Genomic DNA, 21,668 nt, shown 5'->3' on the forward strand with positions numbered 1-21,668 from the left:
CGCTCCTTAAATTTCTTCTACTGAGCTTGGCTCAACTCGTGACAAGTTGATACCTAGTTCTTCGGCGGCACGGAAAATTTCTTCATCGTTATCGCGCATTTCAATTGCGACACCTTCAGAAGAGAGAACTTCGACATTGAGACAGAGTGACTGCATCTCCTTGATAAGTACCTTGAATGATTCAGGGATACCTGGCTCTGGGATGTTTTCGCCCTTAACAATGGCTTCATAAACCTTGACGCGTCCGAGAACATCGTCAGATTTAATTGTGAGCAACTCTTGGAGTGTGTATGCAGCACCATAAGCTTCAAGTGCCCACACTTCCATCTCACCAAATCGCTGACCACCGAATTGAGCCTTACCACCGAGTGGTTGCTGCGTGATCATTGAGTATGGACCAGTTGAACGTGCGTGAATCTTGTCGTCTACCAAGTGGTGGAGCTTCAAGATGTACATGTATCCAACTGAGATTGGAGTTGGGTATGGCTCGCCAGAACGACCGTCGAATAGACGAGCCTTTCCTGAGCGACCAATAAGTTGGTTACCATCGCGGTTAGCGAGTGTTGCTGAGAGAAGACCAGAAACTTCATCTTCAAGTGCACCATCGAAGACCGGAGTTGCAAGGTTGGTTCCTGGTGCGCCCTTTTCTGCGCCGATCTCCTTAAGGTGGTTTGCCCACGCTTCAGAGACACCAGATACATCCCAACCTGTCTTTGCAACCCAACCGAGGTGCATTTCAAGAACCTGTCCGACGTTCATACGTCCTGGAACACCAAGTGGGTTCAAGACAACATCGACTGGAGTTCCATCTTCAAGGAATGGCATATCTTCAACTGGAAGAATCTTTGAGATAACACCCTTGTTACCGTGGCGACCAGCAAGCTTGTCACCATCTTGAATCTTGCGCTTCTGTGCAACATAAACGCGAACCAACTGGTTAACGCCTGCTGGAAGTTCGAAGCCTTCTTCAGATTCGAAGATCTTTACGCCGATAACCTTTCCTGATTCACCGTGTGGAACCTTGAGAGATGTATCGCGAACTTCGCGAGCCTTCTCACCAAAGATTGCACGGAGCAAACGCTCTTCTGGTGTGAGTTCAGTTTCTCCCTTAGGAGTTACCTTTCCAACCAAGATGTCGCCTGGCACAACATCGGCGCCAACGCGGATGATTCCGCGCTCGTCGAGGTCTGCAAGAACTTCTTCAGAGACGTTAGGGATATCGCGAGTGATTTCTTCGGCACCAAGCTTGGTGTCGCGTGCATCAACTTCGTACTCTTCGATGTGGATAGATGTAAGAACATCGTCCTGTACGAGGCGCTGCGAAAGGATGATCGCATCTTCGTAGTTGTGGCCTTCCCATGACATAAATGCCACGAGGAGGTTCTTACCAAGAGCCATTTCACCGTTTTGTGTACATGGACCATCAGCGATTACTGAGCCAACTTCTAGCTTCTGGCCTTCAGTAACAACAACCTTCTGGTTGTACGAAGTTCCCTGGTTTGAACGAGTGAACTTAGCGAGTGAATATGTTTGGTAAGTACCGTCATCGCCCATGACCTTAACTTCGTCAGCAGCGACTTCAGTAACTACGCCAGCCTTTGTTGCTGTGACAACGTCACCAGCATCAACGGCTGCGCGGAATTCCATACCAGTACCGATAAATGGTGCTTCTGCACGCATCAAAGGAACTGACTGACGCATCATGTTAGAACCCATGAGTGCGCGGTTTGCATCATCGTGCTCGAGGAACGGAATCATTGCTGTTGCAACAGAAACCATCTGACGTGGTGAAACGTCCATGTAATCCACTTCATCAGCGATGATGTATTCAACTTCGCCACCGCGACGACGTACGAGTACGCGTGCTTCTGCGAAGTGGTTATCTGCTGTAAGTGGAGCATTTGCCTGAGCAATGATGTGCTCGTCTTCTTCATCAGCTGTTAGGTAATCAACCTGATCGGTGACCTTGCCCTTAACAACCTTGCGATAAGGAGTTTCGATAAATCCGAATGCAGTTACTCGTGCATATGTTGCAAGCGAACCGATAAGACCAATGTTTGGACCTTCAGGAGTTTCGATTGGACACATACGACCGTAGTGAGATGGGTGAACGTCACGAACTTCGAAGCCCGCACGGTCACGTGAGAGACCACCAGGTCCGAGCGCTGAAAGACGACGCTTGTGTGTAAGACCTGAAAGTGGGTTTGTCTGATCCATGAACTGTGACAACTGAGATGTTCCGAAGAACTCCTTGATTGATGCAACAACCGGACGGATGTTGATCAATGTCTGTGGAGTAATTGCTTCGACATCTTGTGTAGTCATACGTTCGCGAACAACACGTTCCATACGTGAGAGTCCGATACGAACCTGGTTCTGAATAAGTTCACCAACGGTACGGAGGCGACGGTTACCGAAGTGATCGATATCGTCCTTTTCAACGCGAACTTCGCGGCCGTAATCCATTGTGAGATCTCCGCGGTGCAACGCTACGAGGTAGCGAAGTGTTGCGACGATATCTGAAATTGTGAGCATGCTCTGTGAGAGCTCAAGATCAAGACCTAGCTTCTTATTTACCTTGAAGCGACCGACCTTGGCCAAGTCATAACGCTTAGGGTTGAAGTAAAGGTTTTCAATGAGGTTCTGTGCAGCTTCCTTAGTTGGAGGCTCACCAGGACGCATCTTGCGATAGATATCGAGAAGCGCTTCATCCTGTGTCTTAACAGTGTCCTTATCAAGTGTTGCCATCATTGAAGCGAAGTCACCAAATTCTTCACGAATCTGTTCGTCGGTCCAACCGAGAGCCTTGAGGAATACTGTTACAGATTGCTTACGTTTGCGGTCGATACGAACGCCAACGAGATCCTTCTTATCAACTTCGAATTCAAGCCAAGCACCGCGGCTTGGGATGATCTTTGAAGTGAATACATCTTTATCTGAAGTCTTTTCAATCTGACGTTCGAAGTACACGCCAGGTGAACGAACGATCTGTGAAACAACAACGCGCTCTGTTCCGTTAATTACGAAAGTTCCGCGTGGTGTCATTACAGGGAAGTCACCCATGAAGACAGTCTGCGACTTAATTTCGCCAGTCTCGTTGTTTGTGAATTCAGCTGTAACGAAGAGTGGCTGCGCATATGTCATGTCGCGTTCTTTGCACTCTTCGATTGAATACTTAGGTGGCTCGAAGCGGTGGTCGCGGAATGAAAGCGACATCGTTCCTTGGAAATCTTCGATTGGTGAAATCTCTTCAAAGATTTCTTCCAAACCGGACTTCGCGGGAAGTTCTCCTCGATTTGTGTTGGTTGATTCAGCAAGACGTGAACGCCATAGATCGTTACCAAGTAGCCAGTCAACGCTTTCAACTTGCAGCGCGAGCAGGTTTGGAACTTCTAGTGGTTCACGGATCTTTGCGAACGAAATACGACGTGGGGCAGTTGAACTCTTTTTCGCGGCCAAGAGATGTCCTTCCAGACAAAATTCACTTTTATGTGGACACGCACATCTAGAAGGTCGCCGCCGCTATATGCAAAGACCCTCATGAAAAATATGCGAAGGGAAAGGGTATCGCTCACCCCCCTTCAGGGGCAAACCGGCCTCTTATACCCCCAACTCCCCCCGCTTGTCTGCCAAATGGGGATAAAAAAACCCGGCCCCACGCGGGGACCGGGTTCTTTTGCTCAAATTTACTTGAGTGTGACCTTTGCGCCAGCTGCTTCGAGAGCTGCCTTTGCCTTGTCTGCTGTCTCCTTGTTTGCCTTCTCGAGGAGAACTGCTGGAGTCGCGTCAACGAGATCCTTAGCTTCCTTAAGTCCGAGAGCGCCATTGAGGTTACGTACTTCCTTGATGACTGCAATCTTCTGTGAGCCTGCATCTTCGAGGATAACTGTGAACTCATCCTGAGCATCTGCTGCGCCGCCAGCTGCTGCTGCGCCACCTGCTGCTGCTACTGGAGCTGCTGCTGTTACATCGAATTCTTCTTCAAATGCCTTTACGAACTCTGAGAGCTCAACGAGTGTGAGTTCCTTGAACTGAGCCAAAAGGTCTGCTTGTGAGAGCTTTGCCATTTTTTATTTTCCTTTTCTTATTCCGCTGGAGTTTCTGTTGCTTCCGCAACTGGTGCATCTGTTGCTTCAGCAGCAACTTCAGCGACTGCTTCTGCAGCTGGTGCTGCTTCTTCAGTTACAACTGTTTCTTCTACTACAGGTGCAGCTGCGACAGGTGCTGCTGGAGCGCCCTCTTCAGCTTCACGCTTGATGCGAAGTGCATCGAGGGTACGCGCTGCCTTAGCAAGCGATCCCTTCATTGCACCAGCAAGCTTTGCAAGAAGTACTTCGCGTGACTCGAGGTCTGCGAGCTTCATGAACTCTGCTGTTGTAATGAACTTTCCTTCGTAGATTCCACCCTTGATAACAAGAAGTGGGTTCTCCTTCTGGAAGTTCTTGAGATTACGAGCAGCATCGATTGCATCGCCCTTAACGAAAGCAACTGCTGAAGGACCAGCAAGAAGATCATCTGAGAGATCTACGCCAGCGTTCTTTGCTGCAATCTTTGTAAGAGTGTTCTTTACGACGCTGTACTTGGTTTCTGCACCAAGGCTGCGGCGTAGCTGCTTCATCGATGTCACGGTTAGACCGCGATACTCGGTGAGGTAAGTAGCAGTAGCTGACTTGAAGTCTTCAGTCATTTCAGCAACTGCTGCTGCTTTATCTGGGCGAGCCATGTGGTTCACCTTTCGGCTAGTTTGGTTGGCTATGGACGCTTTCGCTCTATAGCCACTGGTTTTCAAAGTGACTGCAGGCAATAAAAAAATCCGTAACGCGTAAATGCGCACGGATTAATGTGAACACCTACGCGGGCTGAGATTCCTCAATTATCTTCACTCTTGCGAGATCAGACCTGCGGTCTTTGGTTATGGCGCTACTTTAAAGGTGGCGCTCCCTCAGGGTCAAATTGAGCGTGAAAGCTTGCTCGCCCTACGGACAGCCAGGGTTGAGACGATAATCGAGACGATCACCGCAAGTAGGACGCCGGTGAATTGAACCTTGGTGATTGCACCTGCAATCAGGGCTGCACTTCCTAAAACGAATGAGAACTCACCCACTTGGCTTAACCCAACTGCTACTTGAGCCGCGCTATCTCCAATTTGGTTAAAGCGTGCCACGAGAAAAGCGGGAAGGGTTTTAATCGCAATCATCACCCCAAGAATTACTCCGGCAAATGGAAGTGCTTCCTGAATCAGGGCTGGTTCAACCAAACTTCCGATTACAACGAAGAATAAAACTTGGAAGAGATCTCTAAATGGCAATACCGCTTTCCGAACCTGATCGGTATCACGACTTTGGTTGATAGCAAGACCCGCAACGAATGACGCAAGAGCCATGGGAATCCCAAAGACAACAGTTCCTAAAGCCGCAATAGATAATCCGATTGCGACAGAGTAAATGAGAAAGAGATCGCTCTCCCATCGAATAATTCGCAACAAGTAAGGAAGTAACTTCGACGCGATGAAAGCCGCGATTCCGAACCCAATCAATCCCAAAACTGAACGAAGAGGGCTCTCTCCCGAATCACCGAGTATTGCGATGATGAATGCTGCGAGAGCTACTCCTGTTACATCTTGAAGAACGCTCCATCCAAGAAGTGCATCTTCGGTTGCAGCACTTGTGGTGCGACGGCGACTTCGAGTGATATTTACAATTACAACGCTCGACGACATAGCGATAGAGAGGGAAAGTAGCGCTGCTCCATAAAGCGGGAGATCTAATGCGAGAAATACCGGAATAGCTACGAGAGTTCCAAGTAAAACCAATGAAGGCGAAGCCCACAGGACGGCGCCATGTTCGCGTTTAATTCGCCCTAAATCAATTTCTATTCCTACTTCAAAGAGAAGTAAGACAACACCGATGTCAGCAAGGATTGCTATCTGTTGGCTATCTGCAACAAATCCTGGAGTAAAGGGCGAAACGAGCAGGCCGGTTAACAAGTAACCGACGATGGCAGGCAGCCCAACTTTTCTCGCCGCTAATCCACTTGTCGCTGCAACCAGAAGCACTGCACCCACATCAAGAATGAGAGGAGCTGTTTCTACAACGGATGCCATAGTTCAATCATATGGAAAAAGCCCCTCCGTAAGGAGGGGCTTTTTCTGTAAGAGCAGTTATTAGTTAGCTGCTGGTTCGCGTGTGAGGTTTGGATCTACAGCGATTCCAGGTCCCATCGTTGTTGAGACAACAGCCTTCGCGATGTAGCGACCCTTTGAAGAGTTTGGCTTCACACGAAGAACTTCTTCAAGAGCTGCTGCATAGTTATCTGCAAGCTGTTCTGCAGTAAATGATGCCTTGCCGATGATGAAGTGAAGGTTTGAGTTCTTATCAACGCGGAATTCAATCTTTCCACCCTTGATGTCGTTTACAGCTTTAGTGACATCTGTTGTCACTGTTCCTGTCTTTGGGTTTGGCATCAATCCACGTGTTCCGAGGACCTTACCGAGACGACCAACCTTGGCCATCAAATCTGGAGTTGCAACAACTGCATCGAAGTCGAGGCGGCCCTTTGAAACTTCATCGATCAATTCATCGCCACCGACGATATCTGCACCAGCTGCACGTGCTTCTTCAGCGCGCTCACCGTTTGCGAATACCAATACGCGAGCTGTCTTACCTGTGCCGTGTGGCAAGTTAACAGTCGAGCGAATTGCTTGATCAGCTTTCTTTGGGTCAACGCCGAGTACGAGAGCAACTTCAACAGTTGAGTCGTACTTAGTTGTTGATGTCTCTTTAGCAAGTGTTACTGCCTGAAGAGGTGTGTAGAGGTGGTCCTTGATGACCTTCGCTGCTACTTCGTTGTACTTCTTTGAGCGCTTCATTTCTTCCTCGTTCCTGTATTTCTACAGTTGGGTTGTGGTTAGCGAACCAGCGCGGTTCTCCCACATCTCATCACCACCGTGGCGATGAGAAATTTATTTAATTATGCAGAGACTGTGATGCCCATTGAGCGAGCAGTACCGGCGATGATCAAAGCTGCTGCATCAATGTCATTTGCATTGAGGTCAGCCATCTTTGTATTTGCGATCTCCTTGACCTGAGCCATGGTGATGTTTGCAACCTTGGTCTTGTGAGGAATCGCTGATCCCTTTTCAACGCCAGCTGCCTTAAGGATGAGGCGTGATGCTGGAGGAGTCTTTGTGATGAAGTCGAATGAACGATCCTCGTAGACAGTGATTTCTACAGGGATGATCTGGCCCTTTTGTGATTCAGTCGCAGCGTTGTATGCCTTGACGAATTCCATGATGTTGACACCATGCTGACCGAGCGCAGGACCTACTGGTGGTGCAGGTGTTGCTGCGCCAGCCTGGATCTGCAACTTGATGAATCCGGTGACCTTCTTCTTTGGTGCCATTTCTTTTCTCTTTTCCTTAGTTTCTCTTAAAGCTTCTGTACTTGGTTAAATGAAAGTTCTACTGGTGTTTCGCGTCCGAAGATCGATACCAATACCTTGAGCTTTGCCTGCTCTGGCATGATCTCGGAGATTGATGCAGGAAGCGTTGCAAATGGGCCATCCATAACGGTGACTGATTCGCCAACTTCAAAATCAACAAACTTGATATCTGCTTTGTCAGCCTTCTTCTGTGGACGTGGAGCAAGAATCTTCTCGACTTCATCCATGCTGAGTGGGCTTGGGTTATGTGCGTTACCGACGAATCCAGTTACGCCAGGTGTATTGCGAACAACTGACCAAGATTCATCTGTGAGATCCATGCGGACAAGAACGTAACCTGGGTAGATATTGCGCTTAACCATCTTGCGAGCGCCGTTCTTAACTTCCATAACCTCTTCTTCAGGGACTTCTACCTGGAAGATGTACTCCTCCATGTTGAGAGTGTGAATACGGTTAGCAAGGTTGCCCTTCACCTTCTTCTCGTAGCCTGCGTATGAGTGGATTACATACCAATCACCGATAGCTGCGCGAAGTGTGCGGCGGAATTCTGCATTTGGATCGTTTTCATCAGATTCGATATCGCCATCTTCATCGCTTGCGAGCGCGAGATCTTCGACAATTACATCTGCAACAGGAGTTTCGATAACTGCTTCTGCAGGTGTTGCGATTTCTTCAGCGCTTGCAGCAAGAGCTGCTTCGAATGCGTCTGGCTTGAGTTCGTCAGTCATGGTCTCTGGTCCTTATCCGAATACCCAGAAGACGACTTTGGTAAGTACAAAGTCGATAACGGATACGACAGCGATGATGAATGAAACGAATACGAGAACGACGGCTGTATATGTGGTCAACATATTTCGTGTTGGCCAAACAACCTTCTTGAGCTCGCTGACTACCTGGCGATAGAAAAGTCCAACGCGCGCAAAAATTCCGAGCTTCTCCTCGGTAACTTCAACTGCATCAGTCATTGTGACTTCCTTTTCTATCTTCGTTAGTGGTGCACGTTCGGTACTGCGGCTTGCAGGGCAAGAGGGACTCGAACCCCCAACCGGCCGCTTTGGAGACGGCAACTCTAGCCAATTGAGCTATTGCCCTTCGCGACGAATTTTCAGGCGCGCCAAGGCGAGGAAGAAATTCATCGTGAGCGTCGAAGTGTAGAGGCAGGTGCCTTGCAGAGTAAAACTGGGTGCTCGGGGCCACTAGATCTGAGCGCGCAAAGGGGCGCTGGCATGGTGCAGACTTCCCCCATGAGCAGAATCTCCGCACGAATCGCAGCAATCGCAGAATCAGCCACTTTGGCAGTAGATGGAAAGGCAAAGGCGCTTAAGGCAGCTGGTCGACCAGTTATCGGCTTCGGCGCTGGCGAACCAGACTTCCCTACTCCTGATTACATCGTTGAAGCAGCAGCTGCAGCAACGAAGGTTGTTGCAAATCATCGCTACACACCAACTCCAGGTCTGCCCGAACTTCGCCAAGCTATTGTCGATAAGACAAAGCGCGATTCACATTACGACATCACCGTAGATCAGGTTCTTGTTACTAACGGCGGTAAGCAAGCGGTCTATCAAGCATTCGCATCAATCGTTGATCCAGGCGATGAAGTTCTTCTTCCATCACCTTTCTGGACTACTTATCCTGAAGCAATCAAACTTGCTGGCGGAAAGAGCGTTGAAGTTTTCGCAGATGAAACTCAAAACTATCTTGTAACTGTCGAACAGCTTGAAGCCGCTCGCACACCAAAGACAAAGGTGCTGCTTTTCTGTTCTCCATCAAACCCAACAGGTTCTGTTTACACACCAGAACAATCCAAGGCAATTGGTGAGTGGGCGCTCAAGAACAACATCTGGGTTATCTGCGATGAAATTTACGAGCACTTGCTCTACGACGGTGCAACAGCGCCTTCACTTCCTGTATTGGTTCCAGGACTTGCTGATACCTGCATCATCCTGAACGGTGTTGCAAAGACTTATGCAATGACTGGTTGGCGTGTGGGCTGGATGGTCGGTCCAAAGGATGTCATTAAGGCTGCAACCAACTTGCAGTCACACCTGACATCAAACGTTTCTAACGTTTCACAGCGCGCAGCAATTGCAGCACTTACCGGCAACCTTGACGCTGTTCACAAGATGGGCGAAGCATTTAACCGTCGCCGTAAGTTAATCGTTGATCTTCTCAATGAGATTCCTGGTTTTGAATGCCCAACACCGCAGGGTGCTTTCTATGTATATCCATCAGTAAAGGGTGTGCTTGGAAAGACTATTCGCGGCAAGGTAGCTAATACATCTGCCGAGCTTGCAACAATCATCTTGGATGAAGTTGAAGTAGCAGCTGTTCCCGGCGAAGCGTTCGGACCTTCGGGATACCTACGTTTCTCATACGCAACCAGCGATGAAGATATCGTTGAAGGTATCGGCCGAATTAAGAAATTACTTACAGAGTAATTTAAAGAGTAATTCCCACAAGGTTTACTTCGGCTTCGAGAGTAATTCCAAATTTCTCGAAGACGCTCTGCTGTGCACTCTTTGCTAGCTCTGCAATATCTGTAGCTGTTGCATTTCCTGCATTAGTCAGCGCAAGAACATGCTTTGTTGAAACGCGTGCACCACCATGGCTATCGCCCTTATGCACACCAGAATTTTCAATAAGCCAAGCAGCGCTTGTCTTCACCATGCCATCTGATGTCGGCCACTGTGGTGCACCTTCAGGAAGTTTTGCTGCAATCTCTTTCGAAACAATCGGATTGGTGAAGAATGATCCAGCAGACCAAGAATCGCGGTCGCTTGGATTAAGGAGCATTCCCTTTGCACCGCGGAGTTCGAGCACTGCAGTACGGGTTGCACCAATAGGTGCCTTCTCGCCAACTTCGATACCTAGCTTCTTTGCAAGCTCTGCATAAGTAATTGCAGTAGTCATTTCGCCTTGGCGAAGATTGAACTGCACATCAAGAACAACATAGCGACCAGGGTGGGCTTTGAAGTGCGAGTTGCGATACGAGAAGTCGCATTCAGCGTTGGTAAATGTCTTAAGACCCTTTGCTTGGCGGTCGTATGTGCGCACACGAGTAATGAACTCTGATACCTCATGGCCATAAGCACCGATGTTTTGGATTGGCGCAGCGCCGACAGTGCCCGGGATTCCACTTAAGGTTTCAAGGCCAGCAAAGCCACGTTCCAAAGTGGTGGCAACGAATTCATCCCAGTTTTCGCCAGCGCCAATTGTGAGCGTTGCTCCGCTGCATGCATCGATTTCTGATTGCATTGAGTGACTTGTAATTCGAATAACCGTGCCTTCAAAACCGGTATCTGCAACGAGAATATTTGTGCCACCACCGATGATGAGGATTGGCGTATCCCCCACAGCTTCGATTGCTGCAATGATTTCAGATTCCGTGCCAACCTCAACAAACTTCTTTGCAGGGCCACCTACACGCAGTGATGTGTAATCGCGGAGATCGGCCATGTTCTAAGGCTACCTGCGAGGGCTCAATATTGCAGTCTTACCTCTAAAGCGCTCGAGAATGCGGTCGTAATTCTTCTTCGATTGAGCATCGCGATATTCGGGATCGGTGTCGTGATATCCGTGATGACGACCTTGCTCAAGAGGTAAATCCATTTGAAGTAAGCGGCCATTTGATTGGCGAAGGTTGAGTGAAAATTCAATATCGGCGTTGCGGTAATACAGTGCGCGATTGCTAAAGCCGCGTACGGCAAGTGCGTCTTCGCGGTGCATAGCGATGAAGTAGCTAAAGAGGACATCGACTTCGCCTGCGCCCTTATCGTCAACGCTGCGCCAATCATCTTCAAGGTTCATCAGTCCCCCGCGCCAACCCACAGCAACGAATTCGCGCTTCTGAAGTTCGGCAAGAACCGGAGCGATTGCATCACCTGTTAAGCGTGTGGATGGATCCATGATGACTATGAAGTCGCTAGTGACGTTACGAAGCAGTGCATTTGCACTCTCTCCCCATCCGAAATCTTCGGTGAGTTGAACGAGTGACGTGCGCGAATCGAGTTCATCGACCAATACGCCAGGATCACCAACTACCAAGATGGCAATTGCGCACTGACTATGTTCTTTAATCGTTTTGATTGTTGCGACAGCATCTTCATGGAAGCCATCGATAATCATGGCAACGGTTATTTCAAATTTACCCGAATTGATAGGACGAATATCGCGCGTGGATTCATAGGTGGGAAAACGCTTCTTGGGGCGAAGTTCGTATCCCCCAGCAACATCTACTACTTCAAAACCTTGGGCAGCGATCTCATCACGCAATTGATCAGAGAGTGCGAAGTTTCGTTCAGCGCGCGCTGCAAGACGTGCCTTAGCTAATTCGTGAATTGAATCTGGTGCGCTCACTTTTTTACTACCGCTTTAGCCATTCCTAGGACTTTAACTCCTGCAGAAGTTGCGCTCAAGGTCAGTGAGATTTTGCCATCTGCTACTTCGGCAACTGTTGCAGAAACGGTGAGATCAACTTTTTCGCCGTTAGGAACAATGACTGGCTTGGTAAATCGCGCGCTATATTCAAGAACATTTGCTGAGCCACCTGCAAAGTCAGAGACGTACTTACCAACAAGGGCCATGGTGAGCATGCCGTGGGCAATGACATTCGGAAGGCCTACAGAGAGAGCAAACTCTTCATTCTGGTGAATTGGGTTCTGGTCTCCCGATGCATCGGCATACTGCTTAAGCAGTGCGCGATCGAGATAGAAGACTTTCTCTTCTAAAACTGTTCCGACTTCAATCATGCGCGAACCACCAATGTGGACCATGCAGAGACAACTAGTTGTCCGTCGCGATGGAGATCAGAGCGCACAGAGACAATTTCATTGCCGGCAGCAACGCGATAGCTTTCAATGGTTGCAGCGCATGTAAGCGCATCTCCTGCTTTAACGGGAGAAAAGATTTCGAATTTCTGATCGCCATGAACCAAGCGCGACCAATCGAGTCCAATTTCTGGACGTGTGAGAATTTCTTCGAATTGGGTCAGAGTGATGCGGATGGTGAAAGTTGGTGGCGCGATTGTTGTATCAGTTTCGCCGACAACAGCGCAGAAGGCATCGATTTCAGATTGTGAAACGGTAATTGAATCTGTACCAGCGAAGGTACTCCCGACCGAATCGGGGTTCAGCATTAGCGGGTTTCGCGGTGAAGTGTTGAAGACTTGCAACGTGGACAGAACTTCTTGAGTTCCATGCGGTCTGGATCGTTGCGGCGGTTCTTCTTAGTGATGTAGTTACGCTCTTTGCAATCCACGCATGCCATGGTGATCTTTGGACGAACGTCCGCGCTCTTACTTGCCATGGTCTTAACTCCTTCGTAGATGCTGCTGTAACAGGCGCTCAGATTACCCGAGCACCGTGTATTGGTGAAATCCGTGCGTATTTCACACGGTCGAACTAGTAGCGGAGGCGGGATTTGAACCCACGACACAGCGATTATGAGCCGCTTGCTCTACCAAGCTGAGCTACCCCGCCAAGGGTTGGAACAGACATATGTAGTACTTATTAAATTTTTACTTCTTTACTGCGAGCCCCCCACCGGAATCGAACCGGTGACCTTTTCCTTACCATGGAAACACTCTACCGACTGAGCTAGGGGGGCAATGGTAGAGAGAGGAGTCTAGGGCTTTAGGGGAAAAGTAGAAAATTCGCCCAAATTACCGCGCAGGATCGAGGGCAATTTTGCCCGTTGATTCACGGGCAAGCATTGATCGGTGCGCATCGGCTGCCTCGCTGAGTGGATAGGTCGCACCAATAACAGGCTTGAGCTTTCCATCGGCGACAAGTGCAAAGAGTTCGGCAACTACATCGTTGAGCATCTCTTTGCTACCAAAACAGTTTGCAAGCCAGAAACCTGAAACTGTCTTTGAGCCGTGCATCAAAGAACCTGGGTGAATTGGTGTTGGCGCAGTGCGTGATGCCATTCCGAATGTAATGATCTTTCCGAAAGCACCGAGCGCTGCAAGGCTGTGATCGAATGTTGTTCCGCCAACCATTTCGAGGACGAGATCAACTCCGTGACCACCGTTTGCCTTGCGAAGATCTGCTTCAAGATCGCTTGATTTCGCATCGACCACAACATCTGCACCAAGCGATGTAGCAAGTGCGGATTTAGAATCTGAAGAGGTAACCGCAATTACTTTGCCGCCCCACAACTTTGCTAACTGAATTGCAATCGTGCCCACACCACCTGCTGCTGCATGCACAACAACTGATTGACCTTTCTGCAAGTTACCCATTGTCTTAAGCAGGTGCCAAGCAGTTGCGCCCTGCACCAACATGCAAAGAGCCTGCTGGTCAGTTACTGCATCTGGGATTGGAAAAAGTACAGATTTATGTGCAACTGCCTTCTGCGCATATCCCCCAGATGAAACGCTCGCTAGATAACGCTTTCCATCATGTGTTCCAACAACTTCGATACCTGGAATCATCGGCAGTGTTTGGGGCGAGAGATAAGAGTTTTCGGTTTGGTGTGTATCTGCATAATTAATACCAACTGCAGTCACATCAAGAACTACCTCATCTGTGCCAGCGACGGGATCGGCAAGATCCACGTACTTCATGACATCAGGGCCGCCAAATGCTGTTATCTGAATAGCTTTCATTGTTAGACCTTATAGGTCGTGGCTACTTCTTTCCAAAGATTCTTGAAAAGAGACCAGGTTCTTTTGGATCATTCTGGTGACCCTGGCAACGATCTGCTTTCTTTACGCCCTTGAGAGCAATCTCGATGTGATTGCCACATCCTGCCCATGTTGGCTTTCCGCACTTGCGGCATGTGGTCTTATGACACATATTCCTTCTCCTTATTTGTAGTTGCTGCAGGCGAATTACTCCAGGTGAGATAGCCGCCGTCAAGATTTACTGCGTTGAATCCGAGTTCTTTAAGCAACATGGTTGCCGTGTGCCCGCGTTGACCAACTTGGCAATTAACGAGGACATCTTTATTCGTAAGTTCTGCAACGCGATTACGGATTTCATCTACCGGCATCGACATTGCGCCTGGGATGGAACCTGCTGCGTATTCAGAAGATGTGCGAACATCTACAAGCTGGAATCCACGATCTTCAAATTCATCAATCTGGCTCCATTGCGCAGTTTCAAGAAGACCGCTCATCATATTTTCGGCGATATAGCCGAGCATGTTGATTGGATCCTTTGCTGAACCAAATGGCGGCGCATAAGCAAGCTCAAGATCTGCAAGCTCAGGTGCGGTTATGCCGCCGCGAATCGCAGTAGCGATAACGTCGATGCGCTTATCAACGCCCTCGATACCGACCCCTTGTGCTCCAAGGATTTCGCCTGTCTTCGCATCAAAGATCATCTTTAGCGCCATCTGCTTTGCACCTGGGTAATAGCCAGCGTGTGAATTAGGGTGTGTGTGAATGACCTTGAATGCACGACCAGATGCTGAAAGTCGCTTTTCGTTCCAACCAGTTGCAGCAATCATGAGGTTAAAGACTTTTACGATTGCAGTTCCGATCGTCTTCACAGGTCTAGTTGTACGACCAGCGATGTGATCGGCCACTACTCGACCATGTCGATTTGCCAGGTTTGCAAGTGGAACAAGGGTAGAACTTCCATCTATCGCATCTGTCTTTTCAGCGACATCGCCAACAGCGTAGATATCCGGGTTACTGGTGCGATTGAAATCATCAACATCAATTCCACCGCGAGTTCCGATTGTTAGGCCAGCTTCTTTCGCAAGTTTGATGTCAGGACGTACGCCAATTGCCAAAATGATCATCTCTGCAGGAAGGACAACTCCGTTAGATAGAACCACATTTGATTCCGTAATCTCTTGCGCAGATGCTCCAAGATGAAGTTCGACTTTGTTCTTGATCATTTCCTTTGCAACCAACGTTGCCATTTCAGGATCAAGTGGGGCAAGAAGCTGAGGAGAAGCCTCAACTACCGTTGTTTTGATTCCCTTATGAATGAGGTTTTCAGCAATCTCCACTCCGATAAAGCCACCACCGATTACAACAGCGTTAGCTGGCTTCTGGGAGACGCGGTTAAAAATCTTTTCCACATCTTCAACAGTTCGAAGCGTCATGGCACGTTCGATGCCTGGAATAGGGGGAACAATTGGAGAAGCCCCGGGGCTCATAACTAACTTGTCATAGCTAAGTTCGTAGCTCTCGCCACTGAGTTCATTCTTTACCTTGATGGTTTTTGCAGATGGGTTGATGGACTCAACTTCAGATGCAATACGTACATCGAGTCTGAAGCGTGCATGCAGGCTCGCAGGTGTCTGAAGTAAAAGTGCATCTTCTTCTTCAATCACGCCGCCGACGTAATATGGCAAACCGCAGTTCGCATATGAAACATGGCCGCTCTTCTCGAGGACAATGATTTCTGCATCAGCATCGAGCCTGCGCATACGTGTTGCTGCGGACATGCCGCCAGCAACTCCACCAATAATTACAATTCTCATTAGTTGGTAACCAAAGGCAATCCAGCTGAAACCCAGTCTTCAACCCCTGCATTGAGATTGAACAGATTTGTGAAGCCGGCATCTTTCATACGATCCACTGCGACCTGAGATCGACGTCCACTGCGGCAATAAACGGCATACGTAGCGCTCTTATCCAGCTTTGCAATTTCGGAATCAAAGTTCATGGCTTCGACATCGACATTGATGGCATTTTCTAAATGCCCGCTCATGAATTCACCAGAAGTACGAACATCTAATGTGATAACTCCTGCTTCTTTCACCTTGGCCTGAAAGTCTTCTGCCCCAAGATTTGCTGACTCAGAAGTTCCGCAGCCAGTAAGGAAGATGATTGAAACGGCAACAGCCGAAATAAGTTTTTTCATGATGCTCCTATGCGAGACTTAAAAATAGTTTTTGTAGCTGAGCAGTAACTTGCTCTTGGTTGTTTTTGCCTTCAACGAGACATTCTTTGAGGCTTGCTGAAATGAGGGTAAAGGCGGCTGTATTAACAGCCTTCGATACAGCCGACATCTGAATGACAATCTCGTCACAATTGCGACCTTCTTCGAGCATTCGTACAACTGCCCCGAGTTGTCCCTGTGCGCGCTTAACTCGCTTTGCAATTGCAACGAGTTGTTCTTCGTCAGAGAGAACGTGTGAAACCTTCTTTTCGGCCACGATTAGCCACACTTACAGATTTGATCTTGTGGGACGCCAGCAAGCGCCTCATCTACATGCTGCCCGCAGCCTGACCATGTGTATTTCTTGCAGGTATTACAGATTACGCGTGAGCACATTCTTTTCTCCTTTAAATTCGTGCCGATGGGCAGAATCTAGCATACCCCCTAGGGTATACGTCAAGGAGGCTAGAAGTACTTTCTGAGCGCCTTTCGGAGCCTGCCCCAGAGGCCAGCAACCTGCTTGGAAGGGGCGACCTTTATGACTTTATCTTTCGCTGGTTCATCAGGCGTGATCACATCCTTAAGAGCAGGCGAGTTCTGATCTAAGGAGTCGGCGATGATTCCAATATTTGCAACAATTGAAAGCCCTCGGACGATCTGCTCTTGATCTACATCTTTTCCATCTTCAATCAGGGTCTCGGCTAAGGCAGATCCCGCCTCGCGAGCATCATCGGTTGGAGAAGAAGAGAAATCATTAATGTCATCAGGTAACTCAACATGAGCAGAGATTGCATAACTTGCGGCGGAAAGTGCGACAGCAATCTGCTTCTTTGTTGAATCAGCAATTCCACCTTCTACTGCTGAATCAAAGAGAGTTCTTGCAATGGTTCGAACCTGTACGAGTGTGTGCTCGGCAGCTATGCCTTCAATGTAGAGCTCTTCGGCAACATCTTTTTCCGCAGTGGGAAACCAACGTGCATGACTTCGAGCTTCAACAGATTGAGATCTAATTGCTGGAACTTCTTCAACAAGAAGTCGAGCTGAAGCTAACCATTGACCAGCGTCTTTCTGCGTATAGCCAGCAGCTACGCCCTCGGACATTTCTGCAAGTAATTCTGCGGCCTTCTTGCTCACCCGAGCAATCTGCTCACGCGCACGATCAGCTGGAGTCTTTGGATGAGAAAAATATGAGAAGACGATTGCGACAGCGGCGCCGATTAATGTGGAACCAAGACGATGTGCAGCAGTAGTTTGTGAGATACCTGGACCAATAACAATCAAGGCTGTAACGGGAACGTTGACCGATGCAACTTCGCCAAGATGCAATGCACGGGCCACAACTGCGCAGAGAATAATGGTGGTTGCAATTGCGATGAATCCAAAGTCAAAGATAGAGACAGCTAGTAGCGCCGTTCCGGCACCAATAGCAGTGCCGACGATCTGGCCGAAACCCTCACGGATTGATTTATGCAGTGAGATTCGAATACTGAGAGTTGAAACAATTGCAGCGACGACTCCCCCGCCTTCAACTACTGAGTCGCCGATAAACCAAGCCACGCCGCCTGATAAACCAGCGACGGCAATCTGACGGACCCATTGCTTGCGGTTGGTAAATAGCCTCAGAAATCGTTTTAACATTGAGAGCGAGTTTACGCCTCACTAGGATGAGCGCATGGCTCTCAACGCAGTAGAAATCTCAAAACTTCTCAGAGAGTCGAAATCTGTCGCAATCGTGGGGATATCGGATAAGCCAGATCGACCAAGCTATGGTGTCGCCCAATACTTACTTGAGAATTCTCATTATGAAATCTTTTTTGTGAATCCACTTCTTGATGAGGTTTTAGGCAAGAAGGTTTATAAGTCACTTAAAGAGATACCCGACCATATAGATATCGTGGATGTATTTCGTAAGCCTGCCGATTGCCCGGAAGTATTGGCTGAGAGCATCGAAATCGGTGCAAGTTCGATTTGGTTACAGCTTGGAATCTCTGTCCCTGAGGTGGAAATTGCTGGAAATGCTGCAGGTCTAACAGTTGTAATGGATCGCTGTATCAAAATTGATTATGCAGTGTTATAGCTAATCTTCTTGAGAATTAACCCTTTGTAGAACCGAGAGTAAGCCCTGCGATAAATTGCTTACGCAATATAAAGAACATAATCACAGTAGGCGCGGCCGCAATGATTGCTCCGGCTGCCAACAAGTTGAAGTCTGTGACATATTGACCTTGCAAACGACGTAGCGCTGACGTAATTGGGCGCTTTGAGTCATCGGACATCAATACCAACGCCCAGAAGAACTCGTTGTAAATCCAAGTTGTCATAAGAACGCTTAGCGCAGCTAAAGCTGGACGCAATAGCGGCAAGATGACGTTCCAGTAATGGCGGAATACATTCGCGCCATCGATAGTTGCTGATTCAGAAATCTCTTTTGGAATCGTCTTCATGTAAGAAGAGAGCACGAAGGTTGCAAAACCGACTTGGAAGCCGACGTGGACCAGAATCAAGCCACCGTAGTTGTTGTACAACAAGTTACGGTTACCAAATAGTTCGCCGACCCAGATAAACATCCAGAAGACTGGGATGTAGGTAAGAACGATTGGGAGCATATTTCCGGCTGTGAAGAGCAGGAGGAGTGTGAGATTAAATTTATATTGGTAGCGAGTTACGACGAAGGCAACAAGTGAACCGAAGAATAAGGTCAAGATCACTGATGGAACTGTCACGATAAGTGAGTTCAGGAGGTACTTACCAATTTCCATTTCTTGTACGGCGTTGATGTAATTATCAAAAGTAAGACGACGTGGCCAAGAGAAAATACCGTAAGAAATAATGTCGTTGTATGGACGAAGTGATGTCCACACAGTCCAGAGGATTGGGAAGATCCAGACAAAAGCAAAAATTCCGATGAAGATTGAAATGACGGTGTCTTTACGCTTCTGGCTATTGCGATACTGCTCGCTCTGAACTACACCGGTGCTCATTTGAGATCCTCTTTGAAGCTAATTCGAAGATAAGTGATGATTGGGACGATGCAGAGAAGGAGAAGGATTACCGCGTAGGCAGCGCCCTTCATAGAGATTCCCTGACCAGCGAAGTTCTGGAAAACCAAGAGGTTGAGCAATGGGAAGATTGTTGGGCTTCCGTAGATGATGTAAACCAAGTCGAATGCTCGGAGAGATTCGATCAAGGTAATGACCACGATGATGATGTTTACAGGCTGCATCGTTGGCAAAATGATCTTTCGGAAGATCTGCCATTCGGTTGCACCATCGATAGCTGCAGCTTCTTTGAGCGCTGGATCAACAGATTTCAGACCTGATAAATAGAGAAGCATGATGTAGCCAATATGTCGCCACGATGCGATTCCAAGGATGACCCAAGTATTGATTTTGGGGTCACCATAAATAGAGATTGCGTTACCAATATCGCGACCCATAAGGCCCTGTACGAAACCCCCTGGTTGCAACATAAAGTTCCAGATGATTCCGATGACGGCTAGTGAGAGAACAACAGGTAAGTAATAAATAGATTCGTAGAAAGCGTGACCCTTGATGCCGCGATCAATCTGATACGCCAACATGATTCCGAGTGGCGTTGCAATCAGCACGAAGAAGGCGAGCCAAATTCCGTTGTTCTTCAGCGCCTGATAAAAAAGTGGGTTATTTACAAAAATATTCTTATAGTTCTGAATTCCAGCCCACTGAATATCCTTAAGGCGGATTCCGTTCCAATATGTAAACGAGAGAATAATCGTTACAACTGCTGGTACCCAGAGAAGAATAATTTGGAGAAGTGTTGGAATTCCAACAAATGTCGCGAGTGTAAAGCGATCTGTTTTGGAAAGAGTACGGCGGCTACGAATTTTCTTATCCGTAGCCGCCGTCTTCATGTCTTTATCTTACTATCGATTTAACTATTTAACAACCGAAGTCATTAATTAATTAGTTCTTTGGAAGTGCATCCCATTGTGCTTGTACGTTCTCGAGGATCTTGTTGATATCTGAAGGCTTCTTGATGAAGCTTTGGATAGCTGGACCAACAACTGGACCAGCAAAGTCTCCACGAGCATCGCGATCCAAGAAGAACATGATGTTCTTCGCTGAACCGAGAACAGCAAGCTTCTGCTTGTTGAATGCATCGTATGAAGAAGTATCAAATGACTTCGATACATAAATGTTTGTATCTCCAGCCTTGATTGCTTCCTTAATACCTTCTGGTGATGCCCAGAATTCAGCAAGTGCCTTTCCGCCCGCTACGTTCTTACCGTTTGCAGCAACTGAAATACCATCAAGTGGTGCATCAATTGTGTCGATACCGAACTTAGGGTTGATTTCTGGGAATGGAACGACCCATAGATCGTCGTAATCTGCCTGCGACTTCGCCTTGAAGTCGTTAGCGAACCATGAACCCATCATCATCGCGCCTGTCTTCTTCTGAAGAAGAAGATCGCGCATGCCATCCCATGAAATATCCATGACGTTTTCGTTCATGAATGGGATGAGCTGTGCGAAGTACTTGAATGTTTCCTTTGTGCGAGCATCTGTCCACTTTGCGCGACCGTTAAGAAGGTCGATGTGGTACTTGTAGCCGTTGACGCGTGCGTTAAGAATGTCGAATGTACCCATTGCTTCCCAGCCGCCCTTTGCGCCGAGTGAGTATCCAACAAGACCCTTCTTCTGTGTAAGAGTCATCAACTTAACGAAGTCATCCCAGGTATCAATCTTTTCTGGGTTCATTCCAATTTCCTTAACCATTGACTTGCGGTAGTGCAAAGCCCATGGGTAGTAAGTTGTTGGAAGGATGTAAGGCTTCTTTGATACTGGGCTTGTTGCACCCTTGATTGCAGCTGTTGGAAGTGATGTCTTCAAACGGTTGATTTCACGTGTGAGATCAGCAAGAAGGCCCCTTTCACCGAAGTGGTTTGAGCGGTATCCAGCCATCCAACCGAATGCATCATCAGGTGATCCCTGCATGATCTGTGCGAAGTTATTCTGGAAGTCATCTGAGTTGACTTGCTGAGCAACAACCTTTGCACCGGTCTTCTTTGTGAAGGCATCGTTTACAGCCTTAGCAATCTTGTCTCCTGTTGCACCACCGCCACGTGTTGTCCACTTGACTGTGCTGCCCTTCAATCTTGTCGCTGCGCTTGCAGACTCTGCTGTGAGTGCGCTACCGGTTGCAAGTGCTGCTCCACCGATTGCTGCGCCCTTGAGTACTGAGCGGCGAGAAACTACGTTCTTCTCTTCTGACATTTTCGTCCTTTTCTCTAAGGTTGAAATTTCAACGAGCCTCGATCTGTGAGGGTGCACAAATCTTCGACGTGCTGAATCTAGGGGTAGCGGGGGTGTTGAGCCTAGGAAGTTCGGGTAACGAATTGGTAAAGATTGA

The 21,668-nt window shown here is 48.1% G+C and carries 25 protein-coding genes and 3 tRNA genes; 2 read left to right on the top strand and 26 right to left on the bottom strand.

The window, feature by feature from the left end; translation table 11 throughout:
• Window positions 1-6: 6 nt before the first annotated feature.
• The 9 genes from rpoB to AC8GFK_RS05925 form a co-directional block, all read right to left on the bottom strand.
• Window positions 7-3,459: a DNA-directed RNA polymerase subunit beta gene (rpoB, locus tag AC8GFK_RS05885; protein WP_223298426.1), complete on the bottom strand. Its 3,453-nt coding sequence runs from the start codon at window positions 3,457-3,459 to the stop codon at window positions 7-9.
• A gap of 227 nt (window positions 3,460-3,686) precedes the next feature.
• On the bottom strand, window positions 3,687-4,067 hold the full coding sequence (gene rplL, locus AC8GFK_RS05890; RefSeq protein ID WP_095673934.1) for a 50S ribosomal protein L7/L12: 381 nt from the start codon (window positions 4,065-4,067) through the stop codon (window positions 3,687-3,689).
• A gap of 17 nt (window positions 4,068-4,084) precedes the next feature.
• Window positions 4,085-4,723 carry a 50S ribosomal protein L10 gene (gene rplJ, locus AC8GFK_RS05895; RefSeq protein WP_095673935.1) on the bottom strand — a complete coding sequence of 213 codons (639 nt, stop codon included), beginning with the start codon at window positions 4,721-4,723 and terminating at the stop codon, window positions 4,085-4,087.
• Window positions 4,724-4,948: 225 nt separating this feature from the next.
• The gene (locus AC8GFK_RS05900; RefSeq protein ID WP_506625017.1) at window positions 4,949-6,103 is read right to left on the bottom strand and encodes a cation:proton antiporter domain-containing protein; all 1,155 of its coding nucleotides are present in this window, start codon (window positions 6,101-6,103) and stop codon (window positions 4,949-4,951) included.
• Between the two features lie 60 nt (window positions 6,104-6,163).
• Window positions 6,164-6,868 carry a 50S ribosomal protein L1 gene (rplA, locus tag AC8GFK_RS05905; protein WP_095673936.1) on the bottom strand — a complete coding sequence of 235 codons (705 nt, stop codon included), beginning with the start codon at window positions 6,866-6,868 and terminating at the stop codon, window positions 6,164-6,166.
• Between the two features lie 101 nt (window positions 6,869-6,969).
• Window positions 6,970-7,401 (bottom strand): 50S ribosomal protein L11, encoded by a 432-nt coding sequence (gene rplK, locus AC8GFK_RS05910; protein ID WP_095673937.1) that lies wholly within the window; start codon window positions 7,399-7,401, stop codon window positions 6,970-6,972.
• A gap of 26 nt (window positions 7,402-7,427) precedes the next feature.
• Window positions 7,428-8,168, bottom strand: coding sequence for a transcription termination/antitermination protein NusG (nusG, locus tag AC8GFK_RS05915; protein ID WP_506625018.1), 741 nt, complete (start codon window positions 8,166-8,168; stop codon window positions 7,428-7,430).
• Window positions 8,169-8,180: 12 nt separating this feature from the next.
• Entirely contained in the window at window positions 8,181-8,405 is a 225-nt protein-coding gene (gene secE / locus AC8GFK_RS05920; RefSeq protein WP_095673939.1) for a preprotein translocase subunit SecE, read from the bottom strand.
• A 53-nt stretch (window positions 8,406-8,458) separates the two neighbouring features.
• A tRNA-Trp gene (locus AC8GFK_RS05925) sits at window positions 8,459-8,532 on the bottom strand.
• Between the two features lie 152 nt (window positions 8,533-8,684).
• On the opposite strand from AC8GFK_RS05925, the gene AC8GFK_RS05930 reads away from it, so the two are divergent.
• A complete protein-coding gene (locus AC8GFK_RS05930; protein ID WP_506625019.1) occupies window positions 8,685-9,878 on the top strand; it encodes a pyridoxal phosphate-dependent aminotransferase in 1,194 nt (397 codons plus the stop codon).
• Between the two features lies 1 nt (window position 9,879).
• Here the strand turns inward: AC8GFK_RS05930 and AC8GFK_RS05935 are convergent, their stop codons facing one another.
• The 14 genes from AC8GFK_RS05935 to AC8GFK_RS06000 all read right to left on the bottom strand — a co-directional run bounded on the left by AC8GFK_RS05935 (window position 9,880) and on the right by AC8GFK_RS06000 (window position 17,918).
• On the bottom strand, window positions 9,880-10,896 hold the full coding sequence (locus tag AC8GFK_RS05935; protein ID WP_506625020.1) for a UDP-N-acetylmuramate dehydrogenase: 1,017 nt from the start codon (window positions 10,894-10,896) through the stop codon (window positions 9,880-9,882).
• A gap of 9 nt (window positions 10,897-10,905) precedes the next feature.
• Window positions 10,906-11,796, bottom strand: coding sequence for a glycosyltransferase family 2 protein (locus AC8GFK_RS05940; RefSeq protein WP_506625021.1), 891 nt, complete (start codon window positions 11,794-11,796; stop codon window positions 10,906-10,908).
• The gene (locus AC8GFK_RS05945; protein ID WP_506625022.1) at window positions 11,793-12,188 is read right to left on the bottom strand and encodes a MaoC/PaaZ C-terminal domain-containing protein; all 396 of its coding nucleotides are present in this window, start codon (window positions 12,186-12,188) and stop codon (window positions 11,793-11,795) included. Before AC8GFK_RS05945 ends, AC8GFK_RS05940 begins: the two co-directional genes overlap by 4 nt.
• Entirely contained in the window at window positions 12,185-12,574 is a 390-nt protein-coding gene (locus AC8GFK_RS05950) for an FAS1-like dehydratase domain-containing protein (protein ID WP_095673944.1), read from the bottom strand. Before AC8GFK_RS05950 ends, AC8GFK_RS05945 begins: the two co-directional genes overlap by 4 nt.
• The gene (gene rpmG / locus AC8GFK_RS05955) at window positions 12,574-12,744 is read right to left on the bottom strand and encodes a 50S ribosomal protein L33 (RefSeq protein WP_017955317.1); all 171 of its coding nucleotides are present in this window, start codon (window positions 12,742-12,744) and stop codon (window positions 12,574-12,576) included. Before rpmG ends, AC8GFK_RS05950 begins: the two co-directional genes overlap by 1 nt.
• Before the next feature lie 99 nt (window positions 12,745-12,843).
• Window positions 12,844-12,917: transfer RNA gene (locus AC8GFK_RS05960), tRNA-Met, on the bottom strand.
• A 54-nt stretch (window positions 12,918-12,971) separates the two neighbouring features.
• Window positions 12,972-13,044, bottom strand: a tRNA-Thr gene (locus AC8GFK_RS05965).
• Between the two features lie 55 nt (window positions 13,045-13,099).
• Window positions 13,100-14,047 (bottom strand): quinone oxidoreductase family protein, encoded by a 948-nt coding sequence (locus AC8GFK_RS05970; protein WP_506625023.1) that lies wholly within the window; start codon window positions 14,045-14,047, stop codon window positions 13,100-13,102.
• Window positions 14,048-14,069: 22 nt separating this feature from the next.
• Entirely contained in the window at window positions 14,070-14,237 is a 168-nt protein-coding gene (locus AC8GFK_RS05975; protein WP_506625024.1) for a DUF8730 family Cys-rich protein, read from the bottom strand.
• A complete protein-coding gene (locus AC8GFK_RS05980) occupies window positions 14,227-15,879 on the bottom strand; it encodes an FAD-dependent oxidoreductase (protein ID WP_506625025.1) in 1,653 nt (550 codons plus the stop codon). Before AC8GFK_RS05980 ends, AC8GFK_RS05975 begins: the two co-directional genes overlap by 11 nt.
• Entirely contained in the window at window positions 15,879-16,262 is a 384-nt protein-coding gene (locus AC8GFK_RS05985) for a rhodanese-like domain-containing protein (protein WP_506625026.1), read from the bottom strand. Before AC8GFK_RS05985 ends, AC8GFK_RS05980 begins: the two co-directional genes overlap by 1 nt.
• A gap of 7 nt (window positions 16,263-16,269) precedes the next feature.
• On the bottom strand, window positions 16,270-16,557 hold the full coding sequence (locus tag AC8GFK_RS05990; RefSeq protein ID WP_506625027.1) for a metal-sensitive transcriptional regulator: 288 nt from the start codon (window positions 16,555-16,557) through the stop codon (window positions 16,270-16,272).
• Between the two features lie 2 nt (window positions 16,558-16,559).
• Complete coding sequence (locus tag AC8GFK_RS05995) at window positions 16,560-16,676, bottom strand: DUF8730 family Cys-rich protein (protein ID WP_506625028.1); 117 nt, start codon at window positions 16,674-16,676, stop codon at window positions 16,560-16,562.
• A gap of 69 nt (window positions 16,677-16,745) precedes the next feature.
• Window positions 16,746-17,918, bottom strand: a complete 1,173-nt coding sequence (locus tag AC8GFK_RS06000; RefSeq protein ID WP_506625029.1) for an FUSC family protein — start codon at window positions 17,916-17,918, stop codon at window positions 16,746-16,748.
• 34 nt (window positions 17,919-17,952) lie between these two features.
• Between AC8GFK_RS06000 and AC8GFK_RS06005 the strand changes: the two genes are divergently transcribed.
• Window positions 17,953-18,357 carry a CoA-binding protein gene (locus AC8GFK_RS06005; RefSeq protein ID WP_506625030.1) on the top strand — a complete coding sequence of 135 codons (405 nt, stop codon included), beginning with the start codon at window positions 17,953-17,955 and terminating at the stop codon, window positions 18,355-18,357.
• 16 nt (window positions 18,358-18,373) lie between these two features.
• Here the strand turns inward: AC8GFK_RS06005 and AC8GFK_RS06010 are convergent, their stop codons facing one another.
• The 3 genes from AC8GFK_RS06010 to AC8GFK_RS06020 are packed head-to-tail and all read right to left on the bottom strand — an operon-like array spanning window position 18,374 to window position 21,532.
• The gene (locus AC8GFK_RS06010) at window positions 18,374-19,261 is read right to left on the bottom strand and encodes a carbohydrate ABC transporter permease (RefSeq protein ID WP_506625031.1); all 888 of its coding nucleotides are present in this window, start codon (window positions 19,259-19,261) and stop codon (window positions 18,374-18,376) included.
• Window positions 19,258-20,169: a carbohydrate ABC transporter permease gene (locus AC8GFK_RS06015; RefSeq protein WP_506625032.1), complete on the bottom strand. Its 912-nt coding sequence runs from the start codon at window positions 20,167-20,169 to the stop codon at window positions 19,258-19,260. Before AC8GFK_RS06015 ends, AC8GFK_RS06010 begins: the two co-directional genes overlap by 4 nt.
• Before the next feature lie 52 nt (window positions 20,170-20,221).
• A complete protein-coding gene (locus AC8GFK_RS06020) occupies window positions 20,222-21,532 on the bottom strand; it encodes an ABC transporter substrate-binding protein (RefSeq protein ID WP_095673953.1) in 1,311 nt (436 codons plus the stop codon).
• Window positions 21,533-21,668 lie beyond the last annotated feature (136 nt).

This window comes from Planktophila turicensis (SeqCode) (assembly GCF_965234405.1).
GTDB classification, from domain to species: domain Bacteria; phylum Actinomycetota; class Actinomycetes; order Nanopelagicales; family Nanopelagicaceae; genus Planktophila; species Planktophila turicensis.